The sequence below is a fragment of the Xanthobacter pollutisoli genome (genome assembly GCF_040044995.1).
Lineage (GTDB): Bacteria > Pseudomonadota > Alphaproteobacteria > Rhizobiales > Xanthobacteraceae > Xanthobacter.
This window is the reverse complement of sequence record NZ_JBDZDP010000006.1, coordinates 74,774-93,383: the sequence shown is the minus strand read 5'-3', so window position 1 is coordinate 93,383 and position 18,610 is coordinate 74,774. Positions and strand designations below refer to the sequence as shown.

12 protein-coding genes are annotated in these 18,610 nt (G+C 69.3%); 7 read left to right on the top strand and 5 right to left on the bottom strand.

Annotated elements, in window-relative coordinates:
- Positions 1–23 precede the first annotated feature (23 nt).
- Positions 24–785, top strand: a complete 762-nt coding sequence (locus ABLE93_RS14045; protein WP_348840459.1) for a TetR/AcrR family transcriptional regulator — start codon at positions 24–26, stop codon at positions 783–785.
- Between the two features lie 63 nt (positions 786–848).
- On the opposite strand, the gene ABLE93_RS14040 is transcribed toward ABLE93_RS14045, so the two are convergent.
- Positions 849–1,529: an SGNH/GDSL hydrolase family protein gene (locus ABLE93_RS14040; RefSeq protein ID WP_348840458.1), complete on the bottom strand. Its 681-nt coding sequence runs from the start codon at positions 1,527–1,529 to the stop codon at positions 849–851.
- A gap of 275 nt (positions 1,530–1,804) precedes the next feature.
- Between ABLE93_RS14040 and ABLE93_RS14035 the strand changes: the two genes are divergently transcribed.
- Entirely contained in the window at positions 1,805–2,236 is a 432-nt protein-coding gene (locus tag ABLE93_RS14035) for an OsmC family protein (protein ID WP_348840456.1), read from the top strand.
- Positions 2,237–2,242: 6 nt separating this feature from the next.
- Here ABLE93_RS14035 and ABLE93_RS14030 read toward each other — a convergent pair whose 3' ends face one another.
- On the bottom strand, positions 2,243–3,283 hold the full coding sequence (locus ABLE93_RS14030) for an LLM class flavin-dependent oxidoreductase (protein ID WP_348840455.1): 1,041 nt from the start codon (positions 3,281–3,283) through the stop codon (positions 2,243–2,245).
- 79 nt (positions 3,284–3,362) lie between these two features.
- Positions 3,363–4,259: a LysR family transcriptional regulator gene (locus ABLE93_RS14025; protein ID WP_348840454.1), complete on the bottom strand. Its 897-nt coding sequence runs from the start codon at positions 4,257–4,259 to the stop codon at positions 3,363–3,365.
- Between the two features lie 154 nt (positions 4,260–4,413).
- Between ABLE93_RS14025 and ABLE93_RS14020 the strand changes: the two genes are divergently transcribed.
- Positions 4,414–5,178 carry an MBL fold metallo-hydrolase gene (locus tag ABLE93_RS14020; RefSeq protein ID WP_348840609.1) on the top strand — a complete coding sequence of 255 codons (765 nt, stop codon included), beginning with the start codon at positions 4,414–4,416 and terminating at the stop codon, positions 5,176–5,178.
- Positions 5,179–5,190: 12 nt separating this feature from the next.
- On the opposite strand, the gene ABLE93_RS14015 is transcribed toward ABLE93_RS14020, so the two are convergent.
- A complete protein-coding gene (locus ABLE93_RS14015) occupies positions 5,191–7,347 on the bottom strand; it encodes a histidine kinase dimerization/phosphoacceptor domain -containing protein (RefSeq protein WP_348840453.1) in 2,157 nt (718 codons plus the stop codon).
- Positions 7,348–7,589: 242 nt separating this feature from the next.
- Here ABLE93_RS14015 and ABLE93_RS14010 point away from each other — a divergent pair, with 242 nt between their 5' ends.
- Entirely contained in the window at positions 7,590–8,324 is a 735-nt protein-coding gene (locus tag ABLE93_RS14010) for a gamma-glutamylcyclotransferase (protein ID WP_348840452.1), read from the top strand.
- 12 nt (positions 8,325–8,336) lie between these two features.
- Here ABLE93_RS14010 and ABLE93_RS14005 read toward each other — a convergent pair whose 3' ends face one another.
- Entirely contained in the window at positions 8,337–9,293 is a 957-nt protein-coding gene (locus ABLE93_RS14005) for a helix-turn-helix transcriptional regulator (RefSeq protein ID WP_348840451.1), read from the bottom strand.
- A 466-nt stretch (positions 9,294–9,759) separates the two neighbouring features.
- On the opposite strand from ABLE93_RS14005, the gene ABLE93_RS14000 reads away from it, so the two are divergent.
- From ABLE93_RS14000 to ABLE93_RS13990, 3 genes are all read left to right on the top strand, one after another.
- On the top strand, positions 9,760–16,515 hold the full coding sequence (locus ABLE93_RS14000; protein ID WP_348840450.1) for an autotransporter outer membrane beta-barrel domain-containing protein: 6,756 nt from the start codon (positions 9,760–9,762) through the stop codon (positions 16,513–16,515).
- A 110-nt stretch (positions 16,516–16,625) separates the two neighbouring features.
- Positions 16,626–17,246, top strand: coding sequence for an invasion associated locus B family protein (locus tag ABLE93_RS13995; RefSeq protein WP_348840449.1), 621 nt, complete (start codon positions 16,626–16,628; stop codon positions 17,244–17,246).
- Between the two features lie 166 nt (positions 17,247–17,412).
- A complete protein-coding gene (locus ABLE93_RS13990) occupies positions 17,413–18,519 on the top strand; it encodes an Atu2307/SP_0267 family LLM class monooxygenase (protein WP_348840448.1) in 1,107 nt (368 codons plus the stop codon).
- Positions 18,520–18,610 lie beyond the last annotated feature (91 nt).

Sequence of the window (18,610 nt, the reverse complement as noted above, 5' to 3'; positions counted from 1 at the left end):
CGGGTCTGTTGGAGTAAAGGGGCATGGCGGAAGGCGGCGACATGGTTTCGGCCGCGGGGCGGAAAGCCCGCACCCGCGCCGCGAAGCCGGCCGAAGCGCCCGATGCCCGCGTGCCGCACACGCCGCCCGATCCGGCGAAAGCCGAGGCGAAGACCGCCCGCACCCGCGACCCCGAGCGGACCAAGGCGAGCATTCTCGCTGCGGCCACGGCGGAATTCTCCGCCCGCGGCTTCGCCGGCGCCGGCATCGACGCCATCGCCTCGCGCTCGGGGGCCAACCGGCGGATGATCTACCATTATTTCGGCTCCAAGCGCGGCCTGTGGCTGGCGGTGCTGGAAGCGGCCTATGAGCGCGCCCGGACCGCGGAGCTGAAGCTGGACCTGGAGCGCCTGGCACCGGAGGATGCGCTCCGGCGGCTCGTGACCTTCACCTTCAATTCCTTCATCGGCAACCGCACCTTCATCAACCTCCTGAACAGCGAGAACCTGCATCAGGCCCGCCATCTGAAGGAATCCGCGCGGGTGAAGGAGATGCATTCGCCGCTCATCGGCATGATCTCCACCATCCTCGACAAGGGGGTGAAGGCCGGCGTGTTTCGCCCGGGGCAGGATCCGGCGGAGCTGTGGATCTCCATCGCCGGGCTCTCGTATTTCTACTTCTCGAACATCTTCACTTTGTCGGTCATCCTCGGCCGCGACCTCGCCAGCGAGGCGGAGCTGGACCGTCGTCGCGCCCATGTGGCCGATCTCGTGGTGAATGCCGTCCTCGTGGCGCCGCCGGCCTGAGCCGGCCGGCGGAGCATCGGGGAGACAGCCCAGGGCGATCGTGCGCTCGCCGCGTCGGCGCCGTCACCGGCAGGCGGCGGCGGAGAGCCGGGCGCGCCACAGCACCGCGCCGGCGCGGGTGGGGTGAAGTCCATCGTTCGTCGCCGCGGCGCGGGGCGCCGGCACCACCACCGCACCGGTTTCGGCGGCGAGTTCGCGGATCGCCGCGTTCTGCTCGGCGATGAAGCCGGCGTCCAGCCGCTCCACATAAGGCGAGCGGCTGGCATCCACCGGATTGATCTCCACCAGCACCAGCTCGGCTCCGGCGAGCGCGCCGAGCAGCGCGCGATAGCTTGCCTTCCAATCGGCGATGGACGGATGGGGGAGGGCGGAGTCGTTCACACCCACCGCCACCACCACGCGCGCCGGCTTGAGATGCGCTGCCAGCGCCGGTGCGCGCTCCAGCAGGTCCGAGATGCGGTCGCCGGGCACGGCGGCGTTCAGCACCTCCTCGCCGCACAAGGTGCGGGGCGCGGCCTGATAGGCGATGCTATCGCCGATGGCGAGCACAGGGGAGGAGGCAAGGCGGGCGCCCACCTCCGCTGCGAAGGCGACGCGCGTGCGCTGGGGCAGCTGCCCGATGCCCAGCGCCACCAACCCCGCCGTCAGGAGCACCGCCAAAAGGACGCGCAGGCGCCGCGGCACAAGGCCGGCGAGTCGTTCCCATGCGCGGGCCGAAGGCAGGTTCGCGGTGGACGGGATCATACGGCTTCACCTTTCGTCATGCGCGCCGGCACCGGCAGGGCACCCTCACGCAAGGGGGAGAGGCGGCTTCGATGGGGCGATCGCCATTGTCACGGTCCCGGTGTCGGCATTGGGACGGCATCGCGACTTTTGATTTCAACGCGTGACGGAATGTTTCCGGCGCACGGAAAAAGTGCGGGTGGCACTGAACGCTTTCCCCGCCTTGGCCGTTAAGCCTGCGGTCGGGCGCCGGCGGCATCGGCCGCCACGGCGCCGCGCGACCCAAGGAGGACATCATGGCGATCATCCGCACCGGCTCGGCCGAATGGAGCGGCGGCATCAAGGACGGCAAGGGCAAGATCTCCACCGAGAGCGGCGCGCTTGCGGCCTATCCCTACGGCTTCGCCAGCCGCTTCGAGGGCCAGCGCGGCAGCAACCCCGAGGAACTGCTCGGCGCCGCCCACGCCGCCTGCTTCACCATGGCGCTGTCGCTGATCCTCGGCGAGGCCGGGCTCACCGCCACCGCCCTCAACACCTCCGCGAAGGTCTCGCTGGAAAAGCAGGACGCCGGCTACGCCATCACCAAGGTGGACTTGGTACTGACCGGCACCGTGCCGGGCGCGACGCCCGAGCAGTTCGAGGAACTGGCGGGCAAGGCCAAGGCCAATTGCCCGCTTTCCAAGGTCATCCGCGCCGACATCAGCCTCGAGGCGACGCTGGAGGGCTGAGCCGCGTCAGGGCGTGGCGGGCTCCGGCACCGCCGCGCCCTTGACCGGAGCAGAGGCGCCCTCCCCCTCCCCCGCCACCTCGGCGATCATGCGGTAGGACGCGAGGCGCCGGTCGTGGTCGAACACGTCGGACACCACCATCACTTCGTCCACCCCGGTCTGGGCCACGAAAGCGGCAATGCCGTCCGCCACCCGCACGGGATCGCCCACCACCGAGCGCGAGAGGAAGCGCGCGGCCTGTGCCTTCTCCATGGGCGACCAGTACGTCTCGATATCGTCGATGGGCGGCTTCGACAGGCCGCGGGCACCGCGGAAGATGTCGGCCACCGACATCTGCTGGGTGGTGGCGAGCCGGCGGGCCTCGGCGTCGGTCTCCGCCGCGATCACGTTGAGGCCGGCCATGGCATAGGGCCGATCGAGCTGCGCCGAGGGCTTGAAGCGCTCGCGATAAATTTCCAGCGCTGGCAGCAGGTCGGCCGGGGCGAAGTGGGACGCAAAGGCGTAGGGCAGGCCCAACGCCGCCGCGAGCTGGGCGCCGTAGGTGCTGGAGCCGAGGATCCACAAGGGCACGTTGGTGCCCGTCGCCGGCACGGCATGCAGCGCCTGCCCGTCGCGCGCCTCGGCGAGATAGGCCTGAAGCTCCAGCACGTCCTGCGGGAAATTATCGGCATTGGTGAGCGAGCGGCGCAGCGCCCGCATGGTCATCTGGTCGGTGCCGGGCGCGCGGCCGAGGCCGAGGTCGATGCGGCCGGGAAAGAGATGGGCGAGGGTGCCGAACTGCTCGGCGATCACCATGGGCGCGTGATTGGGCAGCATGATGCCGCCTGCGCCGACGCGGATGCGCGTGGTGCCCGCCGCCACATGGGCGATCACCACCGATGTCGCCGCGCTGGCGATGCCCTGCATGTTGTGATGCTCGGCCACCCAGAAGCGGCGATAGCCCCAGTCTTCCGCCTGGGCTGCGAGATCGCGGGCATTGTCGAGCGCCTGTCGGGGCCCATAGCCCTCCCGCACCCGCACCAGATCAAGAATGGAAAGCGCGGCCATGGCCTGCCTCTTTTGTCCCCGTAAAGCCCCCGAGGTGCTCAGATAGGCACGCCGACCGGCCGGCGAAAGGGCGGGCGACTTACGCGGGCGTGCCCTCGAACAGCGGCGCCTCGGCAACGAAGAGGCCGATCAGCGCCTCGCGCACCGCCGAAACCGCGCCGCCGGGCGCGGGCAGCGGGCTGGTGAGGGCGAACAGGGGGCGGGTCGGCGCAACCGGTGCGAGCGGCACGGCTACGAGCTGCACGTCCTGGCCGCCGATGAAATGCGGCAGCAAGGCGATGCCGAGCCCCTCCCGCGCGGCCAGCGCCTGCGTCACCTGGCTGTTGGCCCGCAGCACCACCCGGGCGCGGGGAAAATGGCGGGCAAGATGGGCGGCCTCGGGCAGATGGGCGTTGGCCTCGTCGAAGCCCACGAAGACCGGCGCCGCCCCCTCTGCCAGACGGCGCGCCTGCCCGGGGGTCGCATAATAGCCGAAGCCGATGCTGGCGAGGCGGCGCGCTACCACCTCGCCCTCCTTGGGCGCGCCGAGACGCAAAGCGATGTCGGCCTCCCGCCGGGCGAGGCTGGCGACGCGCCGCTCGGCGATGATCTCGATGTCGACGGCGGGAAGTTCCGCGGTAAGCCGCGCCAGCCGCGGCACCAGAAAAGCGTCGGCGAGGCTCGGCGTCGCGTGGATGCGCACCAGCCCGGCGAGCGGGCGATCCGCCGGATTGCCCCTCAGGCGCGCCGCCGCCGCTTCCATGGCGCCCACCGCCTCCAGCGCGCCCGCGCCGGCCGGGGTGAGGACATAGCCGTCGGCGCGACGCTCGAACAGGCGCTCGCCCAGCGCCGTCTCCAGACCGGCGATGCGGCGCGCCACGGTGGCATGGTTGACGCCGAGCGCCCGCGCTGTCGCGGACAGACTGCCGTACCGCGCCAGCGCCGCGAAATAGCGCGCATCCTCCCAGTCGAATGCTGTGCGTGAACGATCAGCCATTGCGCGAAGATAGGGAATTTTCGCTCAGGCCGGAAGGCGCCATCCTCGCCGCGAAACGAGAGGCCGCACCATGCACAACACCCTGTCGCCCCATTCGACCCCGCCTGAAGGACCCGCTCCCGTGGCGGCGGCCCCCGCCCCCATCACCCTGACGATGATCGGCGGGCCGACCGTGCTCATCGAGATCGCCGGGTTCCGCCTTCTCACCGACCCGACCTTCGATCCCCCCGGCCTCTACCGCACCGCGCCGGTGCGCTTCGAGAAGACCAGCGGGCCGGCCCTCCCGGTCGAGGCCGTTCTGCCGCTGGACGCGGTGCTGCTGAGCCACGACCAGCATCTGGACAATCTCGATGCGTCCGGCCGGGCCTTGCTGCCCGAAGCCGGCGTCGTCTTCACCACGCCCGCCGGGGCCGGGCGCCTGGACGGCAATGCGGTGGGCCTCGAGCCGTTCGAGACGCGTGAGCTGACGGTGCCGGGCAACGGCCGGCTGCTCGTCACCGCGGCGCCCGCCCGCCATGGCCCGCCGGGCATCGAGCCCATCACCGGCGACGTGGCGGGACTGCTGATCGGCATCGAGACGCCCGGGGACGCGATCTACGTCACCGGCGACACCGTCTGGTACGCGGGCGTAGCCGAGGTGGCACGTCGGTTCTCGCCAAGGCTGGTGATCGTCTTCGCCGGGTCGGCCGAGCCGCGCGGCGCGTTCCACCTCACCATGGACGCCAATGACGCTTTGGAAACCGCCAACGCCTTTCCCGGGGCCACTCTGGTGGCGGCCCATACCGAGGGATGGGTGCACTTCAAGGAGAGCGCCACCCAGCTTGCCGCCGCTTTCGCGGCGCTCGGCATCCCCGAACGGCTGGTGGTGCTCGAGCCTGGACGGGCGACGCCCTTCCCGCCCGATGGCGCGCCAGCCTGAGGCGGACGCGGCTTACGCCGGCAAGATGGGCGCTGTGACGGTAGTCCTGAGGCCGGGGGCGTTGTCCTCGTCCTCGATGGTACCGCCGAGGCCCTGCACCATGGCGCCGATCATGATGGTGCCGAACCCTTGCCGCTGGCCGCTCTTGCCGCGGCCGCGATCCGCCACCACGAGGCGGAAGCGGTCGCGGTGCTGGTCGAGCCTGAGATGCAGCGGACCGGGCGCGCCGCCATAAGCGTATTTGGCGGTGTTCAACACCAGCTCGGTCAGGATCAGCCCGAGACGGACGGCGCGGTCGGCAGCCAGCAGCACGGGCGCAAGGTCGAGGTGGATATGGGAGCGCCACTCGGCGCCCAGCGAGCTCGTCACCTCGGCGGACAGGTCGATGAGGTAGCGCGACAGGTCCACCGATTCCAGCTGCTCGCCGGCATAAAGCTGGCGATGCACCAGCCCCACCGCGGCGACCCGCCGCTCCGCCTCGGCGAGGGCGCCGGACGCCGCATCGGTGCCGAGGCGTCGGGACTGAAGGCGCAGGAAGGAGGACACCAGCTGCAGGCTGTTCTGCACGCGGTGATTCACTTCCCGCATGAGGAAGTCCTTGTGCTGCAGCAGGCGCTCGTTCTCCACCACGGTGGCGGAGAGCTGGCGGTTGAGATCGCGGATGCGGCGGTGCTGGCGCGCCTGCAGCACGGCATGGCCGAGGCGGGACACCGTCTCCACCTCCGCCACTGACCAAGGCCGAGCCCGACCGCGCACCGTCTGGGTCCACGCCTCGAACGAGGCGCGCGGCGTCAGCTCCATCTTTTCGTCGCCCGCCGCCGACTTGGCGTGGGGGTTGCCCGCCCAGTTCACCACCTCCACGTGCTCGGCGCGAAACCAGAGCAGCACCAGGGGATCGTCGCCGGGCACGCTGATCGCGGCGAGCCCGCTGGCGAGCGCGGAGAATTCGCTGGCCTGCGGAAACTCCCCGGTGAGGGCATGGGTGCTGAAGGCGCGGGCGGGCGAGCGATCCGCCACCCACTCCGCGAGCCTGTGCAGGGATGCGGAGGCCGGGCAGCGTCCGCTCGCATGCACGGTGGACCCCTGCACGACGGCGAAGCCATCGGCGCGCAGGGCACGGCGCAGATCGTCCGCATGGCGGACCAGCACGTCCTCGACAGACGCATCGGCGGAAAGTCGGTCGGCCAGCGTATCTTCCGCGCCCCGTAGGCGAATGCGGTCGCGATACTGCATCGCCTCCTCGCGGGCGCGGATCTGCCGCGCCAGGCTGCTCGCCAGGGACTGGCAGGCCATGCGCAGCTCGTAAGGCAGCAAGCGCGGCGTGCGGTGGTGGCAGGCCACGAGGCCCCACAGCATGCCATCCTTGACGATGGAGACCGAGGCGGAGGCGCCAACCCCCATGTTGGCGAGGTATTGCAGATGGACCGGCGAGACGCTGCGAAGGGCCACGTCGCTGAGGTCCAGCCGGGCCAGCCCCGCGCTCTCGGGGCGCAGAGGCGCGGGCACGTAGACCGAATCGGGAATGGCCCGCACCCGGTTGCGCACATAGAGCGCCCGCGCCTGGCGCGGGATGTCGGAGCCGGGAAAATGATGGTTGAGGAACGAGCCCATCTCTGGATCCCGCGCCTCGCCGAGCACGACGCCCGCATCGTCGTCCAGGAACTGGTAGATCATCACCCGGTCGAAGCCGGTGAGCCTGCGGAAAACGGCGGCGGCCTCGGCGCAGAGATTGCCAAGGTCCGGCGCGCGCTCGAAGCTTACCGCGGCGGCGTCGAGGGCCGCGAGCACCTCGGAGGCGCCGAGGGACACATCGGGGGCCGGCTCGAGCTCCACCAGCAGTCCCTGAGGCATCGCGTGCAGCAAAGCCTCGAAGGTCTCGCCCCGACCAGCCACGAAACCGATGCGAGCCGAGCCCTGGATCGGAGCGGAGCGCGCGATGGCGCTGGCGTCGACGCCCAGGAGCGCGTCGAGCGATGCGCCCAGCCAGTCGGGCGAGAGGCGCCCTTCGAGGTCGCCGGCGCCGCCGACCACCGTCATCGTGCGCAAATCGGCCACAAGCAGCAGCCCGTGGGGCTGGATGGAGCCGGGGATGTGGATGGGCTCGCGATCGCAAGCCGTAGGATCGACCAGAGGCCTGGGGGCGGGGCTACGGGAGAGTGGCTCGTTCATGCGGAAGCTTCGTCGATCATCCTGTCGCGGGCCGCGACGCGACGGATGCCGCGCCCCTTACCGCAGCAGCTTGCCGCACGATCTCCCCGCCCCCGGGTTTGATCGGCGATGGGCTGCCTCCGCGCACCGGACCTTGAAAGGAGCGGCCGCGTTCTGGGTTGAACCCCAATTATGACATCCCGGTTCCTGCCAAGCCAAACGCGATTGCAGGGCTCGGAATTGGCGCGTTTCCTGCTTACATCATGCAGACCATGAAGACGCAGCAGCTTACCCGTGAACTCATCGAGGCCGGCGGTATCGACGCGCTGGTGCGCCGCGACGCGCCAAGCCTGCGGGTCCTGACCGAGGCCGAGCGCGCCCAATCCCTGCGCGAGACACTCGCGTTGCGGCCGGACGGGCCGGTGTGGCTCTTCGCCTACGGCTCGCTCATCTGGAACCCGATGATCCGCACCGAGGAATGCCGGACAGCGCGCATCGAGGGCTGGCACCGGGCCTTCTGCCTGTCGACGATGGTTGGCCGCGGCACCTGCGAGAATCCCGGCCTCACCCTCGCCCTCGACGAAGGGGGGAGTTGCACCGGCGTCGCCTTCCGCATCGCCGAGGAGGAACTGGAGCCGGAGCTGGCGTTGTTGTGGCGGCGGGAGATGCTGTCGGGCTCCTACGTGCCCCGATGGCTGGACGTGCATGCCCCGGACGGCGAGCGATTCGGAAGCGCCATCGCCTTCACCACGAACCGATCCAGCGCCCAATATGCGGGCGGCCTGCCGCCGGAAGAGGTCATTCGCCGCCTCGCCACGGCCCATGGCGCCATCGGTTCGGCCGCCGAATATCTCTTCGCCACCTGTCGCGGGTTGGAAGGCCACGGCATTCCCGACCCGGTGCTGGAGGAACTGGCCGCCGCGGTGGAGCGCCATCGGGCGCAGTTCGCCTCGTCGACCGAGGCGGCGGACGTGCCGTGCGCCGGCGGCACCCCCTGAAGCCGGCCGTGTTCAGGCGCTTTGGGCCTCGGGCGGGTCCGCGGCGCGGGTGCGCAGCGCCGAGGGCGGGCGGCCGAAGCTTTTGCGGAACAGCCGGTTGAAGGTGGCAATGTCGTTGAAGCCGGCCTCGAACGCGATATCGGACACCTTCTTCCCCGCGTTGGCGGGATCCAGCAACGCGCCGCGCGCCAGTTGGAGGCGGGTGGCGGTGATGTGCTCCTTCAAGGTGGTGCCACGTTTCTGGAACATCTTCTGAAGGGTGCGCACGTTCACCTTGTGGCGCTGGGCGACCTGGTTGACGCCGAAGTCATGGCGGCGGCAGTTGGCGGCGATGTCCAGAAGGATTTCGCGATAGAGCAGTTCCCGGCTGTCGAGCCGGGCCTTCTCGTGGTCGCCCCCCTCGATGGCGACGGCGAGAAGGCCCGCAAGCCCGGTTTCGCACACCTGCGCGACGGGCGGCGGCAGGCTGCGGCCGACGAGGCACGCCGCCTGAGCCATCAGGACGTCCAGGGCCGGGTGCCCCGCCCCTGAGAACTGGCTTTGCGCCGGATCCGACCCGGTGAGCGCCACCTCCTGCCGGGGAACGACGACGAAAATCGCCTCACCGGGCGACAGGCGGATATCGACGCGGCCTGCGAGGGTTCCCACCAGGCTGGTGCCCGCGCCGAACTGACGGGGCGCGCCGCCATCCCAGACCACATCGGAGGATTCGCTGGCGCGGGCAGCGACAATCAAAGCCTCCTCGGCGGCAACAATACCCAACGTGCCCGCATCTCGCACGTTTGCACAAATAACAGCCATATGCATGAGCGAGGCCGCAATGATGCTGACCTCCGAATCGACCTGTCCAACCGCACCGCGCGTAGGGTGCTCGTGCCTTTGCAGACCCGTCGAAGCTTGAGTCGGCTTCGCACTTGACCAGTCAATACTGAAATATTGCAAGTGCGAAGACTTGTCGTTTTCTCGCATCTCAGAGCCCGCCGCCACCCCTGACGGACTAAAGATCAAGGCAAAGAGACGGTAAATGCAATGATAGTTATTATAGTACCGTCACTGATACTGGCCAATTTTGCGCTGTAAGGCGGTATCATGGACCGGCAAACAGCCGCGAAAATCAGCTATCACTCTGAAATCATTTAATTACAGCAATATATGGCTAATTCGCCACACTTGCCGCGAATGTGACAAAATTCGTTTATTGAGCAGCAGAGATTCGTCTTCTGCGGAGAGACGATTGCATCCCCCCGATAAGTTCGCCGGAGTTGCAAGGTGCGCCAATGCGCGTCCCGGCAAACGGCTGCGTGCATGCGCAGTGGAAGCAAGCACATGAGGCGGCAGAGCCTGGCTCCTGCTGAACCTGGGGGTGAAGATGGTCCTTTCGGGCGGCACCATCCTGTCTGGCACGCACGTGCATCCTTCGGTGAGCCGGGGGCGCATGAAGGCACTTCTCCTCAGCTCGGCACTCGCGACAGTACTCGCAGGCGTGATCCAGCCGGGCCAGGCCAATGCGGCCTGCTCGTCGGCCGGCATTCTCACCGTCACGGTCACCTGCTCGGGCGATGATGCCAACGGCTTCGCGCTGAACGACCTGCGCGCCGTAACGGTGAACGCGCCCCTCGGGGCGACGGTGCAGACCGCGCCCGGCGGCAACGCCATGAGCATTACGTCCGCGCTGGGCATCACCAGCAACAACACCGGCGCGACCTTCACCGGCTCCAACAATGGCATCGTCTACACTTCGCTGCTCAGCATCTCGATGGTGGGCTTCAGCGGATCGGCCAGCGGCGGCACCGGCGACGGCATCGACCTGACGGCCGGGACGGGCGTCACCTACTCCTCCCTGCCCACCGCCTTCGTGAGCGGCGGCACCAACGGCCTGGTCGTCAACACGGGCGGCACCGCGAACGTCACCACCATGGGTGGCTTCTACAGCGGCGGCACCGGCAACGGCATGTCGGTCAACTCGGTCGGCTTCGCAGTGGGGCCGGTCGCCACGCCGGCGGTCACCAACGTGACCACCATGAACACCTTCGTGCAGGGCGGCAACACGGGTATCAGCGCCACCGCCAGCTCCATCGGCCTCGCGGGCAACGGCACCAACGCCACCACCACCGTCACCGCCAACGGCGGCCTCATCATGGGCGGCACGGGCGACGGCATCTTCGCCTCGGCCATCACCGCCCCGCTCGGCGGCGGACCGAAGACCGCCACCACCACGGTCCAGGGCAGCGCCGACATCACCGGCGGCTCGAACGGCATCTTCGCCCTCTCGGGCAGCCTGAACGGCAACGCCAACACCACGGTGGACGTGTCGGGTGACGTGGAAGGCACGTCCGGCAACGGCATCTTCGCCATGGCCGCCAGCGTCGGAGACCTCTCCGGCTTCAACCCGACCGACCCCTCCACCTGGAACTCGGCGGTGGGCACCGGCAAGGCCACCGTCAATGTCGAGACCGACGACGACGTGACCGCCGGCAACGGCACCGGCATCCTGGCGGTGGGCATCGGCACCGGCAACGAGGTCAATGTCGAGGCCAACGACAATGTGGAGGCCACCGGCGGCTTCGCGGTGATCGCCGGCTCCATCGGCACCGGCGGCACGGTGAATGTGGAGACCGAGAGCGTCTCCGGCACCATGGGCGGCGTGCTCGGCTTCAACACCGGCGGCGACACCACCGTGACCACCAACGGCACGGTCCAGGTGGCCTCCGGCGGCCTCGTGGGCGTCGGCGCCATCTCCAACAACGGCAACGCCACGGTCAATTTCTCCGGCGTGATCGACCCGCCGCTGATCGGCGTCGCCTCGGTCGCCATCGGCAACGGCACCGCCGCCACCAACACCTCCGGCAGCATCGACGCGGACGTCGTCGGCATTCTTGCCCTCAACGTGGGCAACGGCCAGGTCGACATCGACAACAACGCCTCGGTGGAATCCAGCGTCGGCACCACCCCGATCGCCGGCATCCTCGGCGTCAAGGTGGGCGACAACAACGCCGGCCTCGACGTGAACGTCCAGAACAAGGGCGTGGTGGAAGACTTCGCGGTGGGCGTGGCCGGCGTCGCCGTCGGTAACGGCAACGACGTGACGGTGAACAACCTCGGCGTCGTCTCTGCCGGCGTCCTCGGCGTCGGCGGCATCGTGATCGGCGATGGCACCGGCACCGAGACGGTGTCCGTCACCAACCTCGGCGCCATCCAGACCGGCGGCATCGGCGTGCTCGGCGCAGCCATCGACCTCGACAGCTCCGGCCTCGGCACCAACGTCTCGGTGGACAATTCCGGCGCCATCAACGGCGGCTTCCTCGGCGTCGCCGGAGTGGCGATCGGCACGGGCACTGGCACCACGGTGGACGTGCAGAATTCCGGCGCCATCGGCAACAATTCCGGCATCGGCGTGGCCGGCATCGGCATCGGCACCGGCCACACCGTGACGGTGAACAACCAGGCTGCGGTCAACGCCGACATCGGCGGCGTCATCGGCATCATCGGCGGCGACAGCGGCACGCTGGGCCTCACCAATTCCGGCGCGATCACTACCCAGGGCGTCGGCGTCGCCGGCCTCGTGATCGGCGACAACGGCCAGGTGGACGTCAAGAACACCGGCGCCATCTCCGGCGGCGTCCTCGGCGTCGGCGGCGTGGTGATCGGCGACAACACCACCGGCATCGCCCAGACGGTTCTGGTCAATAACCAGGCGGCCATCACCAACGACGGCATCGGCGTGCTCGGCGGCGGGATCGGCGACAACCACACCGTGGACGTCACCACCTCCGCCTCGGTCAATGCCGGCATCCTCGGCGTCGGCGGCTTCTCCATCGGCGCCAACGGCAATGTGGACGTGACCACCACCGCCGCCATCACCTCCGGCGGGGCCGGCGTGGTGGGCGCGGGCATCGGCGACAATTCGGTGGTGAACGTCACCACCGGCGAGCAGGTCAACGGCGCCTTCCTCGGCGTCGGCGGCCTCATCGGCGGCACCGGCTCGCAGCTGACCATCCTCACCCAGGACAAGGTGATCTCCTCCGACGGCTTCGGCGTCGCCGGCCTCGGCATCGGCACCGCCCAGACCATGACGGTGACCACCGAGCAGGAGGTGCAGGGCGATCTCCTCGGCGTCGGCGCCCTCAACCTCGGCGGCGGCGGAACCACCGTGACGGTTGAAACGCTGGCCAAGGTGACCTCGGCCTCCGGCTTCGGCGTGCTCGGCGGCTCCATCGGTACCGGCGCCAACACGGTGAGCGTCACCACCCAGAAGGAAGTCTCGGGCGACCTGCTCGGCGTCGGCGGCATCATCGGCGGCACGGGCGGCACCCTCACCGTCGAGACCAAGGACATCGTGAACTCCGCCAACGGCTTCGGCGTGGCGGCGCTGGGCATCGGCTCGAACACCATTGACGTGACCACCGAGAAGGCGGTCACCGGTCGCTACCTTGGCGTCGGCGCTCTGGCGCTGGGCGACACCAACGTGGTGACCGTCCACACCCTCGACACGGTGACCTCGGCGGACGGCTTCGGCGTGTTCGGCGGCGCCATCGGCGCGGGTCCGAACGCCGTCTCCGTCACCACCGACCAGGCGGTCGCGGGCCGGCTCCTCGGCGTCGGCGGCATCCTCGGTGCCAACGGCGGCTCCCTCGACATCCACACCCTCTCCACGGTGGACTCGGCGGACGGCTTCGGTGTCGCCGGCCTCGCCTTCGGCAACAACAATACGGTGACCGTGCTCACCGATGCGGCGGTCACCGGCGACCTGCTCGGCGTGGGAGCGCTCTCCATCGGTAACGGCGGCACGGTTGACGTGCACACCCTCGCGGCGGTCACCTCGGCCAGCGGCATCGGCGTGTTCGGCGGCAACATCGGTGCCGGCACTTCGGTGACGGTGGTGACCGACGGCACGGTCAACGCGGCGCTCGCCGGCGTTGTCGGCATCAACACCGGCGGCGCGGTCGATGTCACGGTCAACCAGAAGGTCACGGTGGCCCCCGGCGGCCTCATCGGCGCGGCGGCCATCGGCGGCGGCGCGGGCAACGCCACCTTGAACATCAACGCGATCATCGATCCCCCGGCCGTGGGCGGCGCCGCCGTCACCATCGGCTCGGGCACGGCCACCGCCAACGTCAACGCCGAGGTCCAGGCGACCACCATCGGCATCGTCGGAGCCAACATCGGCAACGGCGCCATCGACGTGAACATCAACGCGGGCGGTTCCATCAAGTCCGACGGCATCGGCATCCTCACCTTCAAGCTTGGCGACGGACCGACCACCATCGACGTGAACGGCCCCATCGGCGGCCTGAGCCAGGCGGCCACTGGCGGCGACGGCATCCTCGCCATCGCCATCGGCCAGAGCCCCATCGCCATCACCACCACCGCCAACGGCATCATCAACGCCGGTGACGACGGCATCTCGGTCGCCCACCTCGGTGGCGGCAACATCGACATCGTCACCAACGGCATCATCTCCGCTGGCGACGAGGGCATCCAGGTGCTCTCGGCCTCCTTCACCACCGGCGACGTGAACGTCACCAACAACGCCGAGATCACCGCCGTCGACAACGGCATCTTCATCCTGAAGGGCGGCGACGGCGCGGTGGCGGTGAACGCCAACCACAGCGTCTTCTCCACCACCGCAAACGGCATCGAGGCCAACAGCCTCCTCGGCACCGGCGACGTGACGGTTCAGCTCGCCACCAGCCGGATCATCACCGCCGCCGACTTCGCCATCATCGCCACCAAGTCGCTGGGCGACGGCAACGTGCTGGTGCAGACGGGGACGAACACTGGCATCATCGCCAACGCCGGCATCTTCGCCGGGCACTTCTTCGGCACCGGCAATACGACGGTGAACACCGGCGTGGACAGCATTATCGTGGCCGGCACCACCGGCATCGAGGCGCAGTCCATCGCCACCTCGGGCGACGTGACCGTCAATACTGGCATCAACAGCCTCATCGAGGCGGGCGGCGACGGTGTCGTCGCGGGCAAGGCCGCCGGCAGCGGCGACGTGTTCGTGAACACCGCCACCAGCGCCCGCATCTTCGCCGGTGACGATGCCATCACGGCCACTAACTTCGCCTTTGGCCCGGGCAACGACGTGACCGTCACCACCGGCGGCCTCTCCGTGAGCTCCGGCAACGACAAGGGCATCCGCGCCGGCGGGTGGGACAACGTCACCATCACCACCGGGGCCTCGTCCCTCGTGCGCGGCGACGCGGATACGAACGGCGTCGGCAACGGCATCCGCATCTTCTCCGCGGACATCGCCACGGTGAACGTCGGCACCAATGCCGCGGTCATCGGCTCCGGCAAGAGCTGGCCCGAGGCGGTGATCTCCATCCAGAGCGACGACGCCACCGCCATCAACGTGGGCTCGGGCGCCCTGGTGAGCTCCTGGAGCTACACCGGCGGCAACAACCTGCCCGGCCTGATCGTGGCGGCGAGCGACATCGTCATCGACACCGACGGCGGCGCCACCACCATCACCAACGAAGGCACCATCGTCGGCCGCATCGGCCTCACCGACAATGACGACGTGTTCAACAACCTGTCGTCCAACACCTGGGTCACGGTCGGCGCCAACTTCTTCGGCGCCGGCACCGACACGGTGAACAACTCCGGCCGTGTCATCACGGCGCTGCAGGGCGCGGTGGCCGAGACCACCGCCTTCAACAGCCTCGAAACCTTCAACAACGGCGACCCGCTCTTCCTCCAGGCGGGCCTGCTGACGATGATCGACGAGGTGCCCGGCCAGATCGCCTTCAACGGCGCCCGCGACGTCACCTACGTCAGCGGCACCTGGAACGGCGTGGGCAACAGCACGGTGGGGATCGACAGCTTCCTCGGCGCGCCGGGCTCCACCTCCGACGTGCTGGCGGTGGGCGGCCTCGACGTGAACGGGGTCGAGATCGCCGGCCTCGTGACCACCGGGCAGACCAGCCTGCTCATCAACGACGTGAACGCCGGGCCCGGCGCCTTCAACCTCGCCGGCATCCTGGTGGTGGACGTGCAGAGCGCGGCGGGAACGACCCTGCCGGGCAGCTTCATCATCGACCCCAACTCTGCCAATTACGCTCCGAAGTTCGGCGGCGTGATCGACAAGGGCCTGTTCTTCTACGACCTCGCGGTGATCGGGAACGACCAGTACCTCGTCGGCCTGCCCGACCAGGAAGTGTTCGAGCTGCCCAAGCTCGTCACCGGCGCCCAGGCCATCTGGCACGAGACCACCGGCGTGTGGCTCGACCGCCAGGCCGACCTGCGCACCTACCTGCGCGGCACCACCACGCCGCTGGTCACCAAGGAAGGTGTGAAGGCCGTGCCCGGCGCCCCCGCCTCCGTCACCCCCGGCATCTGGGGCAAGGTGGTCGGCAGCTGGGCCTCGCGTGACGCCTCCAACAGCTTCTCCGCTCTCGGCAGCGTCTACGGGTTCGACACCAGCTACAGCCAGAACATCTACGGCTTCATGGCGGGTATCGACTTCGGCAAGGAGAACGTGGCGACCAGCAACGACGCGGTGGTGTTCGGCGTCCTCGGCGGGTATGTGGGATCCGACCTGTCCTTCGACAGCTCGCCGACCTCGGCGACCTACTCGGGCGGCACGGTGGGCGTCTATGCCACCTACCTGACGGGCAACTGGTACTTCGACGCCCTGTTCAAGGCCGACTTCCTCTCCATGGACTACGATGCCCCGTCCCTCGCCGGGGTGGGCTACTTCGGCCAGTCCACGGATGCCCGGAACCTCGGCTTCGCGCTCGACACCGGCTACCGCTTCTACACCTGGGGCGCGACCGGCTTCGTCGATGCCCTGGCCACCCTCAGCTACGTCAACACCAACATCTCCGACCTCGCCCTGGTGCCCAGCACCATCGTCGACTTCGGCAACAACGACAGCCTGCGCGGCGCCATCGGCGCCCGGGTCGGCGGTCAGGTGTATGACGCGGCCACCTACCGGGTCGAGGCCAGCCTGACCGGCCGGCTCTGGTACGAGTTCCTCGGCGACAATGCGGTGACCATCTTCAATCCGGGCGTGCCCTTCAGCACCGGCGACAATTTCGACGGACTGTTCGGCGAGCTCGGCGTCGGGATGAACGTCTTCGCCAAGGACTCCGGCTGGAACGGCTTCGTCAACGCCGACGTGAAGTTCGGCGAGAGCTATACGGCGGGCAGCGCCAAGGGCGGCGTGCGCTACCAGTGGTAAGCCTCGGCTGAACGGCTCGTGACGCGGGCGGCCCCATCGGGCCGCCCGTTCCATCTCAAACGCAGGGGCGCGCGCCGCCGGCGGCATCCCTGATCCCGGAGACGGCCACCGTGAATCTCGCCAAGCCCTTTCTCGCGCTCGCCGCGCTGATCGCGGTCACGCCTGTGGCCGTCCTCCTGTCGGACGGCTCCGCCGCCGTCGCGGTGGCGCAGAGCCCGCAGCCCGCGCGCCCGGCCCCGAGCCAGCAGGCCCAGCAGGCGCAGCCGCCGGCGCAGCCCGCCGGCCCGGTGAAGACCGAGACCACCAGCTTCGACAATTGGGTGCTCACCTGCCAGGAGGTGCCCCCCGCCGCGGGCGCCAAAACCGGCAAGCGCACCTGCTTTGCCGCCATGCGCGTCACCGACAGCCAGTCGAAGCGCGTGGTGGTGGTGTGGAAGATCGGCCGCGACGCCAAGGATGCGCCCACCATCGCCATAACGACGCCCACCGGCGTGCTGGTGCGCGAAGGGGTCGACATCGCCATCGGCCAGAACACGCGCAAGCTGGCCTACCAGTGGTGCAACGCCAGCGAATGCGAGGCGAGCCTCGCCTACGACCAGCCCCTCGCCAACGACCTCGGTGCCAGCAAGGAGGCCACCATCTCCTTCCGCCTCCAGGACGGGCGCCAGGTGAACGTGAAGGTCGCCATCGCCGGCATCGACAAGGTGCTCGCCGGTCTCAAGAAGGGCTGACCCGGCGCGGCCCGCCGCCACCGCGGGCTGCCTGCACTTGCGGCCTCGCCCGCGCCCCGCTGGCGCTGGTGCAAGCGGCCGTGGCGCCGGCGCACATGGACGACGCTTGTCTTTTCGCTCCGCTCGGGCAACGAGGGCACGGCCTCACCTGCCCTAGGAGCCCACCATGCAACTCGGCGTCTACACCTTCGCGGACGTGGGGCGCGATCCGTCGAGCGGCGAGATGGTCTCGCCCGGCCAGCGGCTGCGCAATCTCATGGAGGAGATGGAGCTCGCCGACGCTGTGGGGCTCGATGTTTTCGGGCTCGGCGAGCACCACCGGGCGGACTATGCTGTCTCCGCCCCCGCGGTGGCGCTGGCCGCCGGCGCCGCGCGCACCCGACGCATCATCCTCGCCAGCGCCGTCACCGTGCTGAGTTCGGACGATCCGGTGCGGGTGCACGAGCAGTTCGCCACCCTCGACCTCCTGTCGAGCGGGCGCGCCGAGATCATGGCGGGGCGCGGCTCCTTCATCGAATCCTTCCCGCTGTTCGGCTACGATTTGAAGGATTACGACGCCCTCTTCGCGGAGAACCTCGCCCTGCTCCTGCGCATCCGCGAGAGCGAGCGGGTGAGTTGGCCCGGCGGGCATCGCACCGCCATCGACGGCCTCGGCGTCTATCCGCGCCCCGAGCGGCGCATCCCGGTGTGGGTCGCGGTGGGCGGCACACCCCAGTCGGCCGCGCGGGCGGGCTCCCTCGGCCTCCCCATGGCGCTCGCCATCATCGGCGGCGAGCCTGCGCGCTTCACCCCCCTCGTCGATCTATATCGCCGCGCCGTGCGCGAAGCCGCCGCCCCGGGTGCGGACAGCGCAGTCAGCATCAACAGCCACGGCTTCGTGGGGGAGACCTTCGCCGGCGCCATGGACGCCTGTTTTCCCGCCTATGCCGCGGCCATGACCACGATCGGCCGTGAGCGGGGCTGGCCGCCGTTGACCCGCGAGCAGTTCGAGCGCGGCACCGCGCTGAAGAACCATCTGGTGTTCGGCACCCCCGACCAGGTGGTGGAGAAGATCCTCTACCAGCACGAGCTGTTCCGCCACGACCGCTTCATGCTCCAGCTCGCCGTCGGGGCCACGCCGCACCGCGAGGTGCTACGCGCCATCGAACTCTACGGCACAAAGGTCGCCCCCGCGGTCCGCAAGGCGTTGGGCGGACCCACCGCGGTACCCGCCGGCGGTGCGGCGCCTGCCGCAGCGACACCGGAACAGGGCGATCGGCAAATTCCGGTGTGATGCCGGCCGCTTCCCTTCTCGGATGGATGCACTAAGGCCCGTTCCGGCCTTATGGTCACGCTCGATGTTTCCATCGAGCGATCGCCCCGGA